Raw genomic sequence first — 17,561 nt, forward strand, 5'->3', positions numbered from 1 at the left:
GCAGCGGCTTCGGCGGAGGTTTCGGCGGCGGCCCTGGTGGCCCAGGCGGCCCTGGCCCCGGTGCCGGCGGGTCGGGCGGACGTCCGTCGGACTCCGCCTCTCCGACCGCCCCGCCCCCGCAGGGCCAAGCGCTCGCGACCGCGCAGGCCGCCCCGTCGCCACCCGGACCGGTACGGGCGTCGGCGCAGGCCGGAGCGGTACGGGCGGTCCCCGGCCAGTCCGGACCGCCGCCGTCCGGTGGCGCCCTCGAGGACGACGAGCCCACCGAGGACGACCCGGACCTCGACGAATCGGCGCTCTCGGGCTACGACTTGATCATGCGGGAGCTGGGGGCCACGGTGATCGAGGAAGTCGTTCACGAATGACGGTTCGGTCCGACCCCGGCCCCGACCCTTGGGTCGGGGCCGGATCAGGACATGCCCAGCAGGCCGCGCGGAGAGCACGTAGGCTCGGCAAGAAGAAGAAGTACGCGTACGGCAGTTACGCGCGGTATGTGAACTATGCGTAGTACGTGAAGTCAATCGTCGACGAGCCAGGAGCCAAGTCGTGATTCCCGGTGATGGGGGCCAGCCCGACATGCAGCAGCTGTTGCAGCAGGCCCAGAAGATGCAGCAGGACCTCGCCGAGGCTCAGCAGGAGCTGGCCGAGACCCCGGTCGAGGGCTCCTCGGGCGGCGGCCTGGTCAAGGCGACCGTGAACGGTGCCGGGGAGCTCAAGGGCCTCGTCATCGACCCCAAGGCCGTGGATCCGGACGACACCGAGACCCTCGCCGATCTCGTACTCGCCGCCGTACGGGACGCGAGCGCCGGCGCGCAGGAGTTGCAGCAGCAGAAGCTCGGCCCGCTCGCCCAGGGGCTGGGCGGCGGCGGCATCCCCGGGCTCCCCTTCTAGGCGCCCGAGCCTTCCGGGGGACGGAACGGGACGGGGAGAACGGGGAGGACAGGGCGCTGGTGGCGCGGGCGGCGGGCAACTACCGTTCGTCGAGGCACGATCCACCCGCCGCAGCGGGCCGGACCTGAGCAGAAGCGGAGCATCCGTGTACGAAGGCGTGGTTCAGGACCTCATCGACGAGCTGGGCAGGCTGCCCGGCGTCGGTCCGAAGAGCGCGCAGCGGATCGCCTTCCACATCCTCCAGGCGGAGCCCACCGACGTACGCCGCCTCGCGCACGCCCTGATCGAGGTCAAGGACAAGGTCCGGTTCTGCTCCGTGTGCGGCAACGTGGCGCAGGAGGAGCAGTGCCGCGTCTGTCTGGACACGCGCCGTGACCGCAGCGTCATCTGCGTCGTCGAGGAGCCCAAGGACATCGTCGCGATCGAGCGGACCCGCGAGTTCCGCGGCCGCTACCACGTGCTGGGCGGCGCCATCAGCCCGATCGAGGGCGTCGGCCCCAGCGACCTGCGGATCAAGGAACTGATGACGCGGCTCGCGGACGGTGCGGTCACCGAGCTGATTCTGGCCACAGACCCCAACCTTGAAGGAGAGGCGACGGCCACCTATCTCGCGCGTATGGTCTCGTCCATGGGGTTGAAGGTGACGCGCCTCGCCAGCGGTCTCCCCGTCGGGGGAGACCTGGAGTACGCCGATGAGGTCACGCTGGGGCGGGCCTTCGAGGGAAGAAGGTTGCTCGATGTCTGACGTCACACTGAACGAGATCAAGAACAGCCCGGACGACTTCTCCGTCCAGATCTCCGACCAGGTCGAAAGCTTCATCGTGTCGGTGGCGGAGGTGGCGAAGGGCGACGATCCGGACAGCGCGGTCCCGTACCTGCTGCTCGAGGTGTCCCAACTCCTCCTCGCCGGTGGCCGGTTGGGTGCCCACGAGGACTTCGTGCCGACCGAGCGGTACGAGCCGGACATCGGCCCCGAGCCGGACGTCGACGACATGCGCCTCCGGCTCGCCGCGCTGCTCGACCCGGTGGACGTCTACTCCGAGGTCTTCGACCCGTACGAGCCACGCACCGCCCCCGTCGCCTGCCGCATCTCCGACGACCTCGCCGACGTCATCGCCGACCTCCGCCACGGCATGGCGCACTACAGCGCGGGCCGGGTCAGCGAGGCCATGTGGTGGTGGCAGTTCTCCTACCTGTCGAACTGGGGCTCCACCGCGTCCGCGGCCCTCCGCGCCCTCCAGTCCCTCATCGCCCACGTTCGCCTCGACACCCCCCTCGACGAGCTCAACGGCCTCGACACGGACAGCAACGCCGACGAGGACGACGAGCTCGAGAAGGAGGCGGGTGCGGTGATGGCCGCCGAGATCGGCGTACCGCTGGGCCTGCAGCCGGAGGTCGGACGGCGGTGACGGTCCAGCACCCCGAGGGGGACGCCCGGGTCCGGGCGCTCGTCCCACTCCCGGAACTGACGCTCCCGGCCCTGCGCCAAGCGGTGGCGGCCCTCGCGCCGTCCCGCCTGCCAGAGCTGTACGAGGACATGCAGCGGGCCTTCGTCCAGGCGGGCGAGGACGAGAGCGTGGTTCCCATCCACATGTTCTACCGGCGCTGGGGCGTCGTCGTGGCCATCGAGCGGCAGCCGGACGTGGCTCAGCGGCTGCGCGCGGCAGAGCAAGCCTTGAACGATGAGGACCCCGAGGTACGGGCGCGCGCGATCCGCGAAGCCGGCGAGATCACGCGCGCCGCGCACCGAGAGGTCGCCGGTGGCTGACTGGCACTGGGAGCACGATCCCGACGACCTCCTCGACGGCTTGTCCCCGGAAGTGCTCCGTGAGGTCGGGCAGCTGGCCGAAGAGATCGCAGTCCGGGAGTCCATGGTCTTCCTCGATGGTGCGTCGTTCACAGGGCGTACGCCCGGACTGCGTAACGAGACGCGGGGGCTGCTTATGCTGACGTATCTCACCGACGTGCGGGGCGAGCGGGTCGTGATCGTCCAGGTCAGCTGGTTCGGCTGAACCACCCTGCACTGCCGGAGGGCGGGCGGCGGTGACGGGTCGGGTCACTCACCGAGGGCGGCGTACAGCTGGGGCTCTGGCGGCCGGACGATGGCTGCCCGAGGGAATCGGCGGAGTTGTCCGACCTCGTGGCTAGGCTGCCGGCATCGACCATGTTGAGGAGCCGTCATGTCGTACCCGGAAGACCGTTACCTCGGTGAACACGGCGAGATCAACGCCGTGTTCAGGGGGGCCGACGCCGAACCGGAGCTGGCCTCGCCGACCGGAAACCGTACGCATTACCTCGCCACGCACGCCTCCACCGGCGGCGAGTTCGGGCTCTACAAGGTCGACCTGGGACCGAAGTCCCCTGGCCCCAGCACGCACTTCCACCGGACGATCTCGGAGTCGTTCTACGTACTCTCGGGCGAGGTGCGGCTCTTCGACGGCGACCGGTGGATCACCGGCCGGTCGGGAGACTTCCTCTACGTCCCGGTGGGCGGGCTGCACGCCTTCCACAACGACTCCGACGACCCAGCGTCGATGCTGCTGCTCTTCGCCCCGGGCGCGCCGCGCGAGGACTACTTCGAACGGGTCGCGGAGATGGCCCGGCAAGGCGGGGAGGACTTCACCAAGTTCCTTGTCCAGCACGACAGTTACTTCGTGGACAAGCTCGACGCGACGAATGAGGAGTGGGAACGGCAGCGGCAGCGCGAGCAGCCCGGCGAGGTCTGAGTCCTACCGCTCTACTCTTCCCACCACTCGATGCTGTTGACGGTGTCCGAGAACATGCGGGAGTAGAAGTCCCAGTCCCGCAAGTGCGGTGTCGTCATCTCCAGGGTGAGCATCTCGAGCTCGTTGGGCAGCGGCACGAATACCTGGATGCTGCCCATCGGGATCTCGCCCTGCTCGACCGGCGTCGTCCGGCCCTCGATCTTCGCCACCGCCGGGCCGGCGGGCAGGGACAGTTCGTGGATCTCCGCATCCCGGTACGCCGCGCTCAGCGAGCCGGCCGTACGCGCAACCGTACGGGCGGGCGTGCCCGGCGCCTCCAGCGCGGTGTGCGAAACGACCACCGTCGCCGTGCTGTTGCGCCCCTCCATGTCGAGCAGACAGAAACCGGCGTACACGGCCCGCACCGCCCGCAGATCATCGAGCCCCGACGCGGCCATGACGGCCCACCGGACCCACTCCTCGGCGTCACCTTGCGGCAGCAACTCCCGTGCGGTGGCGTACAACTCCTCGGCGATCACCTCGGGCTCGCCGAGCACCGGTATCTCGTGGAAGAACGGCGGCAGGGCGTACCGGACCTCGAGCTGGGGCGGGGCGGTGGGCGCGTCGGTCACTTGGCGGGCCCGGACAGGTGCGCGTCGTCCGGCAGTCGGCGGTAGGTGGCGCTGACCCGGGACGGCACGACATGCGGGTAGCGAGGAGGCAGCGGTGCCCCCTCCTTGCGGGCCAGCTTGACGATCTTGACGTACGCGTTGCAGCGGGCGCGCATGTTCTTGCGTTCCTGGGAGTGGTAGACCCGCCAGACCCACAGGTTGTACGGGATCAGCAGCAGCACCGCCACGAGCGCGGTCGCGCCCAGCATGCCAAGCTCCATGGCACGGGTCACCGCGGGTCCCGCCGGCCTGCTCACCTGGACGATGGTCAGCAAGATGAAGGGCCCCGCCGGAATTCCCCAGCCCCAAGCTCTCTTGGTTCGCTGATGCTGTTCCCGGTATCGGAAACGCAGCAGGTCCGCCGTCGCCACGTCGTCACGGAAGTCGAAGTCGACCCTCCTGGACTCCTCATCGACAAGCCGCTCCACCGCCGGCTGTCCCATGAACGCCGAACCGGGAATCAATGTATGCGCCGCCCCCCAAGGCGTTCCCCTGTACTTCAGATCGACATCGCTGGTCATGCGGAACTCCTCTTCAAGTGGTGGCGTGCAAGAACGGCTGCGATGAGGGCTGGGCCACCGGAGTCTGTGACGGTTCACCGGGTGCCTGCGTCTCTTTCGACCCTTGGACTTGGTCAGCGAACCATTCGTAGCCGCTGCTCGCCGCACCGGCAGCCTTCTGCGGCAACTGGAAAACCTCACCCTTGGTCGCTTCCATGCCCACCTTCCCCTGGAGCCAGTGGACGGCCTTGACGCTCGCCGGGTTACGGAAGGCGTCGTCCAGACCGGTGGCCAGTTCTTCGCCCCTCTTGGCGAGCCCCGCTCCGCCGCCCAGCGTCTTCCACCCGGCGAGCCCCGACTTGCCCGCCGTGGCGAAGCCCTTGATGGCACCGACTCCCGGCGCCAGTCCGAGACCGTCCGCCGCGACTTGCCATTTGGACGTGCCGTTGCCCCTGGCGTTGCCCATCCAATGGCCCGCCATCGCCCCTCCAGCGGCGCCGATTCCGGCAAGTACGAGCCCGAGGGGAGCCCCCACACCTGTAGCGGAAAGGGCCAAGCCCACCGTGGCAATGCCTCCGCTGATCGCGGACATCAGATCCGCGTTGTCGACGAGCCAGTCCTTGGTGTTCCGCCACAACCACTTGGACCCGTCCGTGAACTGATCCCACAGGCCCGGGTCCGGCGGGTGGTTCTCGGATGCGGTGAGGATCAGGCGCTCGGCCTCGCCAGCCTTGTCCTTCCAGCGCGCCTCGAGCTTCTCGGCCTTGTCGATGAGGGCGTCCAACTGGTCCTTTGCCGTGATCCAGTCCTCTTGGGCAGCGGTGATCTTCTCGCCCGGCGGGCCCTGCCGGGGGACGTTGACGTCGTCGTACGCGGCCTTCTTCTCCTCCGTCTTCGCCCGTGCCCGGCGCGCGTCCAGCTCCAGACCGTGCGCCTCCTTCTGCATGGCGGCCAGCCGGTCGTGCCACGTATCCAGCGCCCGCGCGCAGTCCTTCATCGAGTCCTTGGCCTGCTTCAGCAGCTTCGGCAGCTCGCCGACCTTCTTGGTGAAGGCCCGCGCGGACTCGCCCTCCCACACACCGTCGTTCTTGCCGATGGATTCGAGCAGCCGGTGTGCCTCGGCCAGTTCGTCGCCGACCGTCTTCACGTCGCTGGCCAGCGAGCGGACGGTGAAGGTGGAGCCCCTCGCCGGGTTGAAGCCCAGGCCGTGCCAGTCCTGTTCGGTTCCCATGGTGCGCGTGCGCCTCCCGTACGTACGTCCTGCTCAGTGCCCGCCGAACATCCTGCGGACCCGCTCGTCGTTGCCGAGATGCAGTTCGAGGGCGTCGCGGAGGGCGCTGGTCACCGACTTCGTGGCCTTGCCGAGCTTGTCGATGCCGTGTTCCCACTGACTCTGGAACTCGGCGCACGCCTCGTCGAGCTCTTCCGTGCCCAGGCCCTTCGGGCCGGCCTTCTCCAACCTGCGGACCGCGGACCCCATGCGGTCGTCGCTCTCCCGCAGGCGGTGTACGAGGCGGGTCATGCCGTGATCGTCGACCCTCAGATCGGACGCGCCGCCCCCGCCGCCACCGCCGTGTTGTGCGCCGTCGCCACCACCGCCACTGGCACCACCGCCGCCGTCCTGGGACAGGGAGGCGAGGCTCATCCGCGCCCCCGAGTCGCCCTCGGCCGACGGCGCGGACCCGCTCCCGGGGGCAGTGGGCTCTCCCGCGAGGTCGATCAGCCGCTGCCAGGTATCGGGGCGCTCTCCAGCCATCTCTCCGCGCACTCTCCGTTGACGCTCACCGTTCCGCTGCCCTGCCGGGCCATGCTGTCATCTGCGCGCGAAAGCGAAACCGCAGATCAGCGCCGGTGCGGTGACGGTCGGGTGAGAGGATCGTGCCGGTCGACTGTTACGTCCGGTAGCCCTCGGCGATGATTTCTTCCCGGCTTCGCGGTCCCTCTATGTGGGACCCGTACGGGCGGAAGGCGAGGGGAGCCATCATGAACAAGCAGTTCACGGCAACGCTGCGGAAGAGTCCGGAAAAGGGCGGCTGGACCTATCTCGTCTGGCCTGACTCGGTCGACTTCTTCGGGACCCGGGGCCTGGTGAAGGTCCGGGGCACGATCGACGGTCACCCGTTCCGCAGCTCGTTCATGGCCCTGGGAGACGGCACGCACAAGCTGCCGGTGAAGGCCGACGTGCGTAAGGCGATCGGCAAGGAGGAGGGCGACACCGTGACGGTCCACCTGGAGGAGCGGGTGGACGGCCAGGACGCACCGGACGCGGCGTAGCCGCTCACGACGCCCCCGAAGCTTGGGCCGCGTTCGTCGCGCGGGCCGCCGGAGAAGCGTTCGCCTGACCGTTTTGGGAGGGTGTAGACTAATAAGTGCATCGGATGAAAGTCCGGTGAAGCGGACCCGACAGCCAGTCCGAGAAGGCCGGTTGCCGGGCCTCGCGCTGTCTGGGGCCTGTCAGTGGCGGGTCCTGAGCCCCGAGCGGCGGGCCTCGGAGTCCGAGCTCTTTTTGTATGGAATGGGCGGTAGGTCTTTCCCCGCCCACTCGCCCCAGGTGTGCCTATACCAGCGCGGATGACTTTGGGTGATGGATTTGCCACTGATCGTCATGTGTGGTTAGCGTTCGTCGCAACAAACAACCCCGGCCAGTGCTACAACACCGACCGGGGTCTGACCTACAAGATCGACAGGACCGATCTCATGGCTTCCACAGACCTTAGCGTTGCCGCGCCTGCCTCCGCACATCCCACGGCGAAGCCGGGGTTCGGCAAGCGTGTCGCGGCCGGTCAACCCGGCCGCCGCCCCGAGGACTTCGCACATCTGCCCGTACGCGAGGCGTACCTGGCGGGCTTCATCGACAACCTTCCCGAGGGCGCCGCGATCGACGTGAAGACCCTCGCCAAGACCCAGCCGCTCTACGGCCAGCAAGCCTGCCGCTCCGCGCTCCGCGAACTGTCCAGGGTCGGCCATCTGCGCCGCGTCGGCGGCTCGTTGGGCGAGGGCCGCCCGCAACACGTCACGCGCACGTACTCTTCGCGGAGGGCACGGACCGAGGAGTGGTGGACGGAGTTCCTGGACGGCCGGCAGGACGTGGGCTGCGTACGGCGAGGATCTGACACCCAGCCCACCGGTGCAGCGGCAACCACGTCAGCGCGGTCTCAACGGTCCGAGGCGTATGAGGCGTTGGCGGACCTCGGCCGACGCGATCCGCGCCTGGTGCTCTCCGCGACGGAGTGCGCCGCGCTGGAGGAATCGGCCGCGGAATGGCTGAGGCGCGGCATCCGTGGCCCGCGCTTCGCGTACGCCATGACCAGCGGGCTTCCGCCCACCGTGCACAGTCCGGCAGGACTGCTGCGCCGGCGCCTGGCCGACAAGCTGCCGCCCGAGCCCGCGGCCGCCGCAGCGGACTCCTCAGCGGAATCCCCGGCGCCGCGCCTGCGCCTCGAGTGCACCGACTGTGGTGTACCGGGGACGGTGGAGGCACTGCCGGGCGGGCTGTGCCGCCGCTGCCGCGAGGAACCCGAGCCCGAACGGATGGGCCTCACCGCCGACCAGGTCCGCCGCTTCGCGGCGCAGGCCCGCGACGCGGTACGAACCGCCGCCCGTGCGCGGTCGGTGCGTTCACCGCGACCACGCTGCGCGTGACCGGAGCCTGTCCCAGCCCGTAGACGCAAGGAATCACGGATGACGTTGCAGGACACAGCGCCCCGGGTCGGGGCAGCATGGAGGGGAGGAGGCGACGCCATGACCCCCACCACTGACCGGCCCCAGATGCTCGTCGAGGACTTCGAGGAGCTTGCCCGTACAGCGCCGGAAACGGTGATGCTGGAATTCATTGATGGGAAGCTCGAGGTCAAGCCGGTGCCGGACGGGGATCACGACGAGATTTTGATGTGGCTCCTCAAGCGATGCATGCAGCATCGTCCTGAGCTGTCCCTGTACTTGGAACGGGGGCTCCGGATCGGCGGGTACCGAAAAGGCCGGGCCCGTACGGACGGTGCCCTCGCCCCTGATGGCCACTTCGGCGGCAAGGGGGAATGGGCCGACCCTGACGGCGTGCTGATGGCCGTGGAGGTCACCTCGCACGACCCCGACACGGACAGGCGGGACCGTAGGGACAAACGCGACGGCTACGCATCCGCAGGTATCCCGGTCTACCTGCTCATCGACCGCGACACCTGCACGGTGACCGTGTACAGCGATCCGGAAGGCGGCACCTACCGAAACCGGACGTCGCGCCCCTACGGGGCGGTTGTCGAGATTCCGGACCCGGTGGGGATCACGCTGGAGACGGAGAAGCTGAAGGACTACGTCCACTGAGTGAGGCCGCCGCAATCGGGATCAGGGCGACTCCACGGCGGTGGCGACGTCCGCGAGGTCCTTCGCGATCGCCTTGGCGACGGCCTTCGCGCCGAGGCCGCCGAACAGCTTCATCAGTACGCCGGCGACGCCCCCCATCTTGTCCAGCTCGGAACCGAAGACGAGGCGCACCGCGGTGGCGTCGTCCCCCTCGGGAGTGAGGACGAACTCCGAGACGTAGTGCACGCCGCGCGAGTCGGCCTCGGCGACGTAACGCGTGGGGGCCTCGGACGCCGTCACGTACATCTCCTCGGTGGCCTCCTTGCCGAGCATGCGGCGGGTCTCCCGCCAGCGCGTGCCGACGCCGAAGGGGCCCTCGGAGAGCATCTCGACCCGCTCCACGCCGCTGAGCACGCGGGGTGAGCCCTCGATGTCGGTCAGCGCCTCCCACACCCGGCCGACCGGTGCGGCGATCCGGCGCTCCACGGTCACCTGCGATGTACTCATGAGCCGTTCACTTCCCCTGTCCGGGCCCGGACGCCGTTGTCCGTCCCGCTGCCCAGGATTAGAGCAGCAGGGTCCGACAACGGGACGGTCAGCCGAGGCCGCCGCCGGTGCGCACTGTCGTCACACCGTCGCTCACCGTCGTCGCATGCCGTGTGAGCTGCCTTACGTTCCCGTGTGGGCCGTCCATGAGCGGGCAGGGTTTCCCGCTGGACGAGAGGGCCGGGCGCTCTCTCGGTAAAATGAGCCGACCCGGGATTTCCCTGATGGGAGTCCCCCGGCCGCGCAGGCGGCCGGGTGCGGGTGCAGCAGGACTGAGATTCGAGGAGCGAGCACACGTGGGCCTTGTCGTGCAGAAGTACGGCGGCTCCTCCGTTGCCGATGCCGGGGGCATCAAGCGCGTTGCCAAGCGGATCGTCGAATCCAAGAAGAACGGCCACCAGGAGGTCGTCGTGGTTTCGGCGATGGGTGACACGACGGACGAGCTGATCGATCTCGCGAAGGAAGTATCCCCGGTGGTGACCGGGCGCGAGTTCGACATGCTGCTGACCGCTGGAGAGCGCATCTCCATGGCACTGCTGGCGATGGCGATCAAATCCCTCGGACACGAGGCACAGTCGTTCACCGGAAGCCAGGCCGGTCTGATCACCGACTCCGCGCACAACAAGGCGCGGATCATCGACGTCACCCCGGGCCGTATCCAGACCTCCGTCGACGAGGGCAACATCGCCATCGTCGCGGGCTTCCAGGGCGTCTCGCAGGACAGCAAGGACATCACCACCCTGGGCCGGGGCGGCTCCGACACCACGGCGGTCGCGCTGGCCGCCGCGCTGGAAGCGGACGTCTGTGAGATCTACACCGACGTCGACGGCGTCTTCACCGCCGACCCGCGGGTCGTGAAGAAGGCGCGGAAGATCGACTGGATCTCGTTCGAGGACATGCTGGAGCTGGCCAGCTCCGGTTCGAAGGTGCTGCTGCACCGTTGTGTCGAGTACGCGCGCCGGTACAACATTCCGATCCACGTCCGGTCGTCCTTCTCCGGGCTGCAGGGCACCTGGGTCAGCAGCGAACCGCGTGGCAAGAGCGCCGGGCGGGGCGGGGGAGCGGGCGGCACCGCCGCCGCGGGACAGAAGAACGGGCAGGGCGAGCAGAGCGGGCAAGGGGAAGCGATGGAGCAGGCGATCATCTCGGGTGTCGCGCACGACACGTCCGAGGCGAAGATCACGGTTGTCGGTGTGCCGGACAAGCCGGGTGAGGCGGCGGCGATCTTCCGCGCCATCGCCAACTCCGAGGTCAACATCGACATGGTCGTGCAGAACGTCTCTGCCGCGTCCACCGGTCTCACCGACATCTCCTTCACCCTCCCCAAGAGTGAGGGCCGCAAGGCGATCGCCGCGCTGGAGAAGGCGCAGGGCACCATCGGCTTCGACTCGCTGCGCTACGACGACCAGATCGCCAAGATCTCGCTCGTCGGCGCCGGGATGAAGACCAACCCGGGCGTCACGGCGACCTTCTTCGAGGCGCTGTCCGACGCCGAGGTCAACATCGAGCTGATCTCCACGTCCGAGATCCGCATCTCCGTCGTCACCCGTGAGGACGACGTCAACGAGTCGGTGCGGGCGGTGCATTCCGCGTTCGGGCTGGACAGCGAGAGCGACGAGGCCGTCGTCTACGGCGGCACCGGGCGCTGACAGCGGCAGCGCGAGAGCGCGGCAGCCGCAGCGACACCGACAACCGCATAGCGACACCGACGACCGGGAACCGGTCACCGGTGAACGGCCGCCCGTACGGTCCGTCCTCGCGACGGCCGTGCGGGCGGACTCGCGCTGACCCGTCGACAGTTGTGGTCGGCCGGCGGTCGTTCGGCGACCAGTATCCGTCGATCTCGGTCAGTGCTCCGCCACTTGCCACTCACCCGTCCCTCCCGCCCCTTTTCTTGCTAGTTGTCACGGAAGTAGTCGCTCATGGCTGGACCGGGCCACTGGTCAGCACGGCGAACCTGAACGAGAATTTCCTTCCTTGCCCGCTGCAACCGGCGGCATGGCCAACAGCGTCTCTGTGTCCGCTGCCAGGACTCATAGGCGCTGTGACTATTGGGGCATTCAGGAAGAGCTGGTACGCATGAGGGTATTGAGTGCATCACCCAGGGGGATGCCTTACGCGTACAACCTTGCTGGGGGAATGCGTGTCCAACTGGCGTGGCAGAAGTTTTGGGATGGGGACTCGCGACCGCGCCTGCATCGTCCGGTATCAGTACGGGAGGTATGCCGGTGATCGCGCCGTGGTCTGCCGGGCCTGCCACCCGTCCACCGCGCGGCACCGCCCAAGGGGCGGACGCTGACGACGCGATGACAGCGGGCACGACAGTCGATCACCTGACCGAGACGTACCGCGTCCACTACCGGTCACTGCTCGGCCTCGCGGCCCTGCTGCTGGACGACAACGCCTCATGCGAGGACGTCGTGCAGGAGGCCTTCATCCGGGTCCACTCCGCCCGCAAGCGGGTCCGCGAGCCCGAGAAGACCCTCGCCTATCTGCGGCAGACCGTCGTGAACCTCTCCCGCTCCGCCCTGCGTCGCCGCATCGTGGGCCTCAAGCTGCTCTCGAAGCCGATGCCGGACATGGCGAGCGCGGAGGAGGGCGCGTACGAGCTGCTGGAGCGCGACGAGTTGATCCGGGCGATGCGCAACCTGCAGCGGCGCCAGCGCGAGGTGCTCGTGCTGCGCTATTTCGCCGACATGACCGAGGCGCAGGTGGCCGAGGTGCTGGGTCTGTCGCTGGGTTCGGTGAAGGCTTATGGCTCACGGGGCATCGCGGCGCTCCGGGTCGCCATGGAGGCAGTGTCATGAGTGGGTGGTACGGGGACGAACTCGCGTACGAGGAGCACGGGCTCCGGCGTGCGCGAGTGGCCTGCGCCGAGTGGCCGGACGCACCGCGCGGGCAGGCGCCGCGGGGGACCGCGCCGCGCGGGCACGACGGCTCCGACGAGCCCGACGCGCCGAGTTGGCCGCAAGGCCCGAGCGCACCGGAGACGCCGCACGCTCCGGACGCACCCGACGTGCCCGACGCTCCGCTGCTGCCGCCCGCCCACGGGCCGGAGGGCCCCGATCTGCCCGACCTGCCCGACGTCCCCTCCATCCCGGACGTGCACGGCCCGGGCGAGATGCCCGAGATCCCGGCGGTGCCCGACATCCTCGAACCCCCCGAGATCCCGCCGACGCCGGACATCCCGGCACCCCCGCGGATTCCCGACATGCCCCCGATCCCGGACGCCCCGGAGATCCCCGAGACCCCGGGAATCTACGATCCGCCGGTGATCCCCGATCCGCCCCGGATCGACGACCCACCGGACCTGCCTGGCGTGACCGATCCGACCGAGATTCCGGGCCTGCCCGAAGGCCCCAGCGCCCCGGAGAAGCCTGATCTGCCGCGCGCCCCCGACGTCCCCGACGCACCGCAGCCGCGGCCCACGGAACCAGGCGCGCGGCTGGAAGCGGTGACGGCCATGAACGCGGGGCGGCCGGAAGTGCCGGATCAGCCGGACCGGAAGCCCGGGTGGTCGAACGAGCCCGAGCGGCAGGGGAGCCCGGAGCAGTCCCAGGATGCCGCCGTGCCACCCCCGCCGTCCGGCGAGTCCGCGGTCACCGCCGAGCCGGGCGGAATGGCCGGCTCCGGCAGCGGCGGCGGTTCCATCGGCACCGGAGGCGGCGGCAACGGCGGCAGCGGTGCCGGCGGCGGTGACGGTTCGGACGGCGTCGGCGGTGATGGCGCCGACGGCGGTGACGGTGACATGGAGGAGGCCCTCCGCCGGCTGCTGCGCGACAGCGTGCGCGACATCGAGCCCGCACCGGGGACCCTGACCTACCTTCAGCACGCAGTTCCCGCCCGCAAGGCGCAGCGCCGGCGTGTCCTCGTCGGCGCCGCCGCGGCCGTCGTGCTCGCGGGGGTGGGGGTGCCGGCCCTGGTGAGCACCGGGCTGATGCCGGGCACCTCCCACGACCGTTCCGTCAACGCGGGCGACGGCCGGCAGCACTCCGAGGGTCCCGGCGGTTCCGCCGGTACCGGCCGACACCCGGGAACCGGCGAGGCCGGCGAGACCGCCGGCCGGAGTGGCGGCGAGGACGGGAACGGCGGCTCCGCGTCGCCGTCCCCCTCGGCGGGCAAGGTGTCCGGCGGCGCTGACCCCAGCGAGACCCTCGCGACGAGCGCGCCCAGTTGCGGCCGGGAACAGCTCGGCGACGGCTCGGCGGAAATGGGCAACCCCGACGGCGAGGGCAAGGTCTACGGCAGCTTCCGCGTCGTCAACACCTCGGGTGACGCCTGCACGGTCGAGGGCGAGGGCATGGTCGGAGCATCTCCGGAGGGCCGGGCGGAGGCATCCCGTATCAGCGTCGTCGACCACACGCCGGGCGACGACGCGGGCGGTCTGCCCGACCCCGCTTCCGCGTCGGACGAGCTGGTGCTGAGGCCCGGTGACGCGTACGTGGTCAAGTTCGCCTGGGTCCCCAGCGAGTGCCCCACCGCGAGCTCGCCCAGCCCGAAGTCCGGCCAGGGCAATGAACCCGGCGGAGCGACCGGCGGCGGCAGCAACACCAACGCCGATGCCAACGGCGGCTCCGAAGGCGGCAGCGGCGGCGGTCCGGGTACCCCCGAGACCACCGGCGGCGACAGCAACACCGGCGGCGGAGACACCGGCGGCGACGGCGGGGACGAGGACGGTGTGGTCCTCACCCACACCCCCGACGTCGGTGACCCGGCGGCCGCCGACACCAGGATCGACGGGGCCTGCGCAGGCACCCTCTACCGCACGGGTGTGCTCGCCGACTGACGGCCCGCCCGCCCGGCCTTCTCCCGCACCGCGCCGCACCGCCGGCACCGCACCGCCCCGCCCATGACCGCCGCCCCGGGGGCCCGTACCGTGGGCGGGGTGTACCGGTTTCTGCTGACGTCGCGGTGGTGGGGGATCAACCTCTTCGCCGTCATCGCCATCCCGGTCTGCCTCTTCATGGGCAGCTGGCAGCTCTCCCGCTTCGAGGCGCGCGTCGAGAGCCACCAGCAGCAGGAGAAGACCACGTCCGGTTCCGCCCGCGCGAAGGCCGAGCCGCTGGCCCGGCTGCTCCCCGTCGACCTGAGTACCAGCGGCCGCACGGCCAAGGCCACCGGGCGCTACGACTCCCGGCACCAGCTGCTCGTACCCGACCGGCGGCTGGGCGAGAAGCGCGGCTTCTACGTGCTGTCCCTGCTGCGTACGGACCCGGACGCGGGCTCCGGCAAGGACGCGGAAGCGGGTGCGGGCCAGGGCAAGGACGCGGACACCGGCAAGGGCAAGGCACTGCCCGTCGTACGGGGCTGGCTGCCCGGTGACGCCGACCCGGACCGGGTCCCCGCGCCGCCACGGGGCGAGGTGACCGTCACCGGCGCGCTCCAGCCGTCCGAGTCACAGAGCAGCCCGGGCGTGCACGCGGGCGGCGGACTGCCGCGCGGCCAGCTCGGCGTGATCAGTGCGGCCGCCCTCGTCAACGTGGTGCCCTACGGCGTCCACGACGCGTGGATCACGGTCCAGCGCACGCCGGCGGATTCACCGCTGAGGCCGGTGCCGCCGGTACGACCCGACAACACCGGCCTCGACATGAAGGCGTTCCAGAATCTCGGCTACACGGCCGAGTGGTTCGTCTTCGCGGGCTTCGTGCTCTTCATGTGGTTCCGGCTCTTCCGCCGGGACGCGGAGCTGGCCAGGGACGCGGCGCTCGGCCTCATCCCCGGGCCCGCGGCGGCTCCTCCGGACGGGCCGGAAGATGCCGCTGAGCAAAGTCGATCTCCAGCCTCAACTGCTTGATCCGCTCCTCCACGACGAGTGACCCGTGTCCGGCGTCGTAGCGGTAGACCTCGTGCGGTACGCCGCGCTGTTCCAGCCGCTGCACGTAGTTCTCGACCTGCTGGATGGGGCAGCGCGGGTCGTTGACGCCGGCGGAGATGTAGACCGGCGCCCGCACGTCGTCGACGTAGGTGATCGGTGAGGAGGCGGCGAAGCGCTCCGGCACCTCCTCCGGCGAACCGCCCAGCAGCGTGCGGTCCAGCGACTTCAGCGCCTCCATCTCGTCGTGGTACGCGGTCACGTAGTCCGCGACCGGCACCGCCGCCAGGCCCAGCGCCCACGCCTCCGGCTGGGTGCCGAGGCCGAGCAGCGTCAGATAGCCGCCCCACGAGCCGCCTGCCAGTACCAGCCGTTCCGGGTCGGCCAGCCCCGAGGACACCGCCCATTCCCGTACGGCGGCGACGTCCTCCAGCTCGATCAGGCCCACCCGGTGCTTGAGCGCGTCCGTCCAGGCGCGCCCGTAGCCGGTCGAGCCGCGGTAGTTCACACGGACGACCGCGAAGCCGTGGTCGACCCAGGCCGCGGGCTGGCCCGCGAAGGCGTCGCTGTCGTGCCAGGTCGGGCCGCCGTGCACGTCGAAGACCGTCGGGAACGGGCCCTCACCCTTGGGCTTCTGCACCAGCGCGTGCACGGCACCGCCGGGCCCCTCGACCCAGATGTCCTCGACGGGCACGGAACGCGGCGCGGCCAGGCCGGGAGGATCGAGGACGACGGCCCCGGTGGTGGACCGTACCTGCGGCGGCTGCGCGGCGGAGGACCACTGGTACTCGACCGGGGAGCCGGGACCGGGGCGCGCGGTCGCGCCGGTGACCGAACCGGGCGGCGTCTCGATACGGGTCAGCGCCTGCGTGGAGAGGTCGTAGCGCCACAGCTCGCTGCGCGCCCGGTAGCTGTGCGAGACGAGCAGCGCGGAACCGTCCGGGTACCACTCGGCGCCCACATCCCCGGGCAGGTCCATGGTGAGGTCGGTGGTCTCGCCGCTGAGCGGTTCCCAGATCATCGGCTCCCAGCGCCCGCTGCGCTGGTGCGCCACGAGCAACCGCGGGTCGGCGGGTACGGGCGCGAAGCCGAGGACGGTCAGGCCCAGTTCCTTCGTACCGCCCTCGCTGTCGTCGAGCTCGGCGACCGTCGTGCCGTCCCGGCGCAGCACGCGGAGCGCGGAGTGCATGGCGTCGCCGTGCTCGGTGTGCTCGATGACCAGCAGCGTCCCGTCGTAGGACAGATCGCCGACGCCGGCGGACTCCCGGTGCCGGTAGATCTCCACCGGTGCGGCGCCGTCCCTGCGGGTCACATGGATGGTCGTACCGTCCTCGTCGGTGGACCGGCCGACGACGGCAGTGCCGTCCCGGCCGAGGGCCAGCCCGGCCGGGAAGGAGGGGGCGAGTCCGGGCGCCGCCGGCTCGTCCTCGCCGCCCTTGAAGGGCTGCCGCATCCAGATCCCGAACTCGTCACCGTCGGTGTCCGAGAACCACCAGATCCACTCCCCGTCGGGCGTCAGCGTCCCGTCCGTGGTGCCGTTGGGCCGGTCCGTCGCCTGCCGGTGCTCGTCGGTCTTCCGGTCCCACGCGTACAGCTCGAAGGTGCCCGTCACATTGGAGATGTACAGCGACCGGTCGGGCGCGTCCTCAGCCCAGTCCGGCAGCGACACCCGCGGTGCGCGAAAGCGCTTCTCCCAGTCCGCCATGGCACTGTCCGGCATGGCATCCGTCTTCTGCGTCATGGTCCCATTCTGCGGGACCGGCGTTCGTGTGGTGTGGGGGATGGCTGAGCGGCGAAGACGCCCGCCAACGGTAAACATCGTTTCGTACGGGCGCGGCCTGGAGATGTCCACCGGACGGGGAGGATCACGCACCGGTGCCATCGGCTATCGGTGCCATCGGCGCAGGACCGGCGGACGGAGGGCGACGTGGCTGGCGGAACGACCGGCGACCCGACGGCACAGGACGAAGCGGGCCGATCCCCAGGGGCGCGGCCCGGACCCGGCCGGCCCGAACCCGGCCGGCGCGGTGTGCTCGCCGCCACGGCGGCTGCGGCGGCCACCGGGCTCGGTCTGCTCACGGGCTGCGGCACCGAGAAACCCCGGGCCGCCTCGGACGCGAAGGCGCGAGCCGGCGGGGGC

At 70.3% G+C, this 17,561-nt stretch carries 19 protein-coding genes and 2 pseudogenes; 15 read left to right on the top strand and 6 right to left on the bottom strand.

Annotation, left to right across the window (positions count from 1 at the left end):
• The 7 genes and pseudogenes from ACRDP3_RS20650 to ACRDP3_RS20680 all read left to right on the top strand — a co-directional run.
• Window positions 1-365, top strand: a pseudogene (locus ACRDP3_RS20650) (DNA polymerase III subunit gamma and tau); the annotation flags it as partial.
• Between the two features lie 181 nt (window positions 366-546).
• Window positions 547-891, top strand: coding sequence for a YbaB/EbfC family nucleoid-associated protein (locus ACRDP3_RS20655; RefSeq protein WP_431518461.1), 345 nt, complete (start codon window positions 547-549; stop codon window positions 889-891).
• A 145-nt stretch (window positions 892-1,036) separates the two neighbouring features.
• The gene (gene recR, locus ACRDP3_RS20660; RefSeq protein WP_431518462.1) at window positions 1,037-1,636 is read left to right on the top strand and encodes a recombination mediator RecR; all 600 of its coding nucleotides are present in this window, start codon (window positions 1,037-1,039) and stop codon (window positions 1,634-1,636) included.
• Window positions 1,629-2,300 carry a DUF5063 domain-containing protein gene (locus tag ACRDP3_RS20665; protein ID WP_431518463.1) on the top strand — a complete coding sequence of 224 codons (672 nt, stop codon included), beginning with the start codon at window positions 1,629-1,631 and terminating at the stop codon, window positions 2,298-2,300. The genes recR and ACRDP3_RS20665 overlap by 8 nt, the downstream gene beginning before the upstream one ends.
• Complete coding sequence (locus ACRDP3_RS20670) at window positions 2,297-2,659, top strand: hypothetical protein (protein WP_431518464.1); 363 nt, start codon at window positions 2,297-2,299, stop codon at window positions 2,657-2,659. The genes ACRDP3_RS20665 and ACRDP3_RS20670 overlap by 4 nt, the downstream gene beginning before the upstream one ends.
• Window positions 2,652-2,903, top strand: coding sequence for a hypothetical protein (locus tag ACRDP3_RS20675; RefSeq protein WP_431518465.1), 252 nt, complete (start codon window positions 2,652-2,654; stop codon window positions 2,901-2,903). The genes ACRDP3_RS20670 and ACRDP3_RS20675 overlap by 8 nt, the downstream gene beginning before the upstream one ends.
• 168 nt (window positions 2,904-3,071) lie before the next feature.
• The gene (locus ACRDP3_RS20680; protein WP_431518466.1) at window positions 3,072-3,617 is read left to right on the top strand and encodes a cupin domain-containing protein; all 546 of its coding nucleotides are present in this window, start codon (window positions 3,072-3,074) and stop codon (window positions 3,615-3,617) included.
• A gap of 11 nt (window positions 3,618-3,628) precedes the next feature.
• Here ACRDP3_RS20680 and ACRDP3_RS20685 read toward each other — a convergent pair whose 3' ends face one another.
• From ACRDP3_RS20685 to ACRDP3_RS20700, 4 genes are read right to left on the bottom strand one after another with little or no spacing between them, the layout of a single operon-like run.
• Entirely contained in the window at window positions 3,629-4,228 is a 600-nt protein-coding gene (locus tag ACRDP3_RS20685) for a hypothetical protein (RefSeq protein ID WP_431518467.1), read from the bottom strand.
• Window positions 4,225-4,788 carry a hypothetical protein gene (locus ACRDP3_RS20690; RefSeq protein WP_431518468.1) on the bottom strand — a complete coding sequence of 188 codons (564 nt, stop codon included), beginning with the start codon at window positions 4,786-4,788 and terminating at the stop codon, window positions 4,225-4,227. Before ACRDP3_RS20690 ends, ACRDP3_RS20685 begins: the two co-directional genes overlap by 4 nt.
• Window positions 4,789-4,801: 13 nt before the next feature.
• A complete protein-coding gene (locus ACRDP3_RS20695) occupies window positions 4,802-5,998 on the bottom strand; it encodes a putative T7SS-secreted protein (RefSeq protein ID WP_431518469.1) in 1,197 nt (398 codons plus the stop codon).
• Between the two features lie 33 nt (window positions 5,999-6,031).
• Entirely contained in the window at window positions 6,032-6,523 is a 492-nt protein-coding gene (locus ACRDP3_RS20700) for a hypothetical protein (protein WP_431518470.1), read from the bottom strand.
• A gap of 227 nt (window positions 6,524-6,750) precedes the next feature.
• Between ACRDP3_RS20700 and ACRDP3_RS20705 the strand changes: the two genes are divergently transcribed.
• The 3 genes from ACRDP3_RS20705 (at window position 6,751) to ACRDP3_RS20715 (ending at window position 9,084) form a co-directional block, all read left to right on the top strand.
• Window positions 6,751-7,041, top strand: coding sequence for a DUF1905 domain-containing protein (locus ACRDP3_RS20705; RefSeq protein WP_431518471.1), 291 nt, complete (start codon window positions 6,751-6,753; stop codon window positions 7,039-7,041).
• Window positions 7,042-7,464: 423 nt separating this feature from the next.
• On the top strand, window positions 7,465-8,409 hold the full coding sequence (locus ACRDP3_RS20710) for a hypothetical protein (protein ID WP_431518472.1): 945 nt from the start codon (window positions 7,465-7,467) through the stop codon (window positions 8,407-8,409).
• A gap of 99 nt (window positions 8,410-8,508) precedes the next feature.
• Window positions 8,509-9,084, top strand: coding sequence for a Uma2 family endonuclease (locus tag ACRDP3_RS20715; RefSeq protein ID WP_431518473.1), 576 nt, complete (start codon window positions 8,509-8,511; stop codon window positions 9,082-9,084).
• 21 nt (window positions 9,085-9,105) lie between these two features.
• Here ACRDP3_RS20715 and ACRDP3_RS20720 read toward each other — a convergent pair whose 3' ends face one another.
• A complete protein-coding gene (locus ACRDP3_RS20720) occupies window positions 9,106-9,570 on the bottom strand; it encodes an SRPBCC family protein (RefSeq protein WP_431518474.1) in 465 nt (154 codons plus the stop codon).
• A gap of 335 nt (window positions 9,571-9,905) precedes the next feature.
• Between ACRDP3_RS20720 and ACRDP3_RS20725 the strand changes: the two genes are divergently transcribed.
• From ACRDP3_RS20725 to ACRDP3_RS20740, 4 genes are all read left to right on the top strand, one after another.
• Window positions 9,906-11,258, top strand: a complete 1,353-nt coding sequence (locus ACRDP3_RS20725) for an aspartate kinase (protein ID WP_431518475.1) — start codon at window positions 9,906-9,908, stop codon at window positions 11,256-11,258.
• Between the two features lie 573 nt (window positions 11,259-11,831).
• The gene (locus tag ACRDP3_RS20730) at window positions 11,832-12,416 is read left to right on the top strand and encodes a SigE family RNA polymerase sigma factor (RefSeq protein ID WP_431518476.1); all 585 of its coding nucleotides are present in this window, start codon (window positions 11,832-11,834) and stop codon (window positions 12,414-12,416) included.
• Entirely contained in the window at window positions 12,413-14,395 is a 1,983-nt protein-coding gene (locus ACRDP3_RS20735) for a hypothetical protein (RefSeq protein WP_431518477.1), read from the top strand. Before ACRDP3_RS20730 ends, ACRDP3_RS20735 begins: the two co-directional genes overlap by 4 nt.
• A 99-nt stretch (window positions 14,396-14,494) precedes the next feature.
• Entirely contained in the window at window positions 14,495-15,403 is a 909-nt protein-coding gene (locus tag ACRDP3_RS20740; protein ID WP_431518479.1) for an SURF1 family protein, read from the top strand.
• Here the strand turns inward: ACRDP3_RS20740 and ACRDP3_RS20745 are convergent.
• Complete coding sequence (locus ACRDP3_RS20745) at window positions 15,321-17,162, bottom strand: prolyl oligopeptidase family serine peptidase (RefSeq protein ID WP_431518478.1); 1,842 nt, start codon at window positions 17,160-17,162, stop codon at window positions 15,321-15,323. The two genes, ACRDP3_RS20740 and ACRDP3_RS20745, sit on opposite strands and share 83 nt — an antisense overlap.
• Before the next feature lie 186 nt (window positions 17,163-17,348).
• On the opposite strand from ACRDP3_RS20745, the pseudogene ACRDP3_RS20750 reads away from it, so the two are divergent.
• A pseudogene (locus ACRDP3_RS20750) lies at window positions 17,349-17,561 on the top strand (hypothetical protein); the annotation flags it as partial.

It is taken from the genome of Streptomyces sp. (assembly GCF_050698815.1).
In the GTDB taxonomy this organism is placed as follows: domain Bacteria; phylum Actinomycetota; class Actinomycetes; order Streptomycetales; family Streptomycetaceae; genus Streptomyces.

What these genes read in the sequence shown, in the direction of transcription:
- ACRDP3_RS20665 (WP_431518463.1), top strand. Translation starts at nt 1,629, where the DNA reads ATGTCTGACGTCACACTGAACGAGATCAAGAACAGCCCGGACGACTTC.
- ACRDP3_RS20680 (WP_431518466.1), top strand. Translation starts at nt 3,072, where the DNA reads ATGTCGTACCCGGAAGACCGTTACCTCGGTGAACACGGCGAGATCAAC.
- ACRDP3_RS20690 (WP_431518468.1), bottom strand. Translation starts at nt 4,788, where the DNA reads ATGACCAGCGATGTCGATCTGAAGTACAGGGGAACGCCTTGGGGGGCG.
- ACRDP3_RS20695 (WP_431518469.1), bottom strand. Translation starts at nt 5,998, where the DNA reads ATGGGAACCGAACAGGACTGGCACGGCCTGGGCTTCAACCCGGCGAGG.
- ACRDP3_RS20700 (WP_431518470.1), bottom strand. Translation starts at nt 6,523, where the DNA reads ATGGCTGGAGAGCGCCCCGATACCTGGCAGCGGCTGATCGACCTCGCG.
- ACRDP3_RS20705 (WP_431518471.1), top strand. Translation starts at nt 6,751, where the DNA reads ATGAACAAGCAGTTCACGGCAACGCTGCGGAAGAGTCCGGAAAAGGGC.
- ACRDP3_RS20710 (WP_431518472.1), top strand. Translation starts at nt 7,465, where the DNA reads ATGGCTTCCACAGACCTTAGCGTTGCCGCGCCTGCCTCCGCACATCCC.
- ACRDP3_RS20715 (WP_431518473.1), top strand. Translation starts at nt 8,509, where the DNA reads ATGACCCCCACCACTGACCGGCCCCAGATGCTCGTCGAGGACTTCGAG.
- ACRDP3_RS20720 (WP_431518474.1), bottom strand. Translation starts at nt 9,570, where the DNA reads ATGAGTACATCGCAGGTGACCGTGGAGCGCCGGATCGCCGCACCGGTC.
- ACRDP3_RS20730 (WP_431518476.1), top strand. Translation starts at nt 11,832, where the DNA reads ATGCCGGTGATCGCGCCGTGGTCTGCCGGGCCTGCCACCCGTCCACCG.
- ACRDP3_RS20735 (WP_431518477.1), top strand. Translation starts at nt 12,413, where the DNA reads ATGAGTGGGTGGTACGGGGACGAACTCGCGTACGAGGAGCACGGGCTC.
- ACRDP3_RS20745 (WP_431518478.1), bottom strand. Translation starts at nt 17,162, where the DNA reads ATGACGCAGAAGACGGATGCCATGCCGGACAGTGCCATGGCGGACTGG.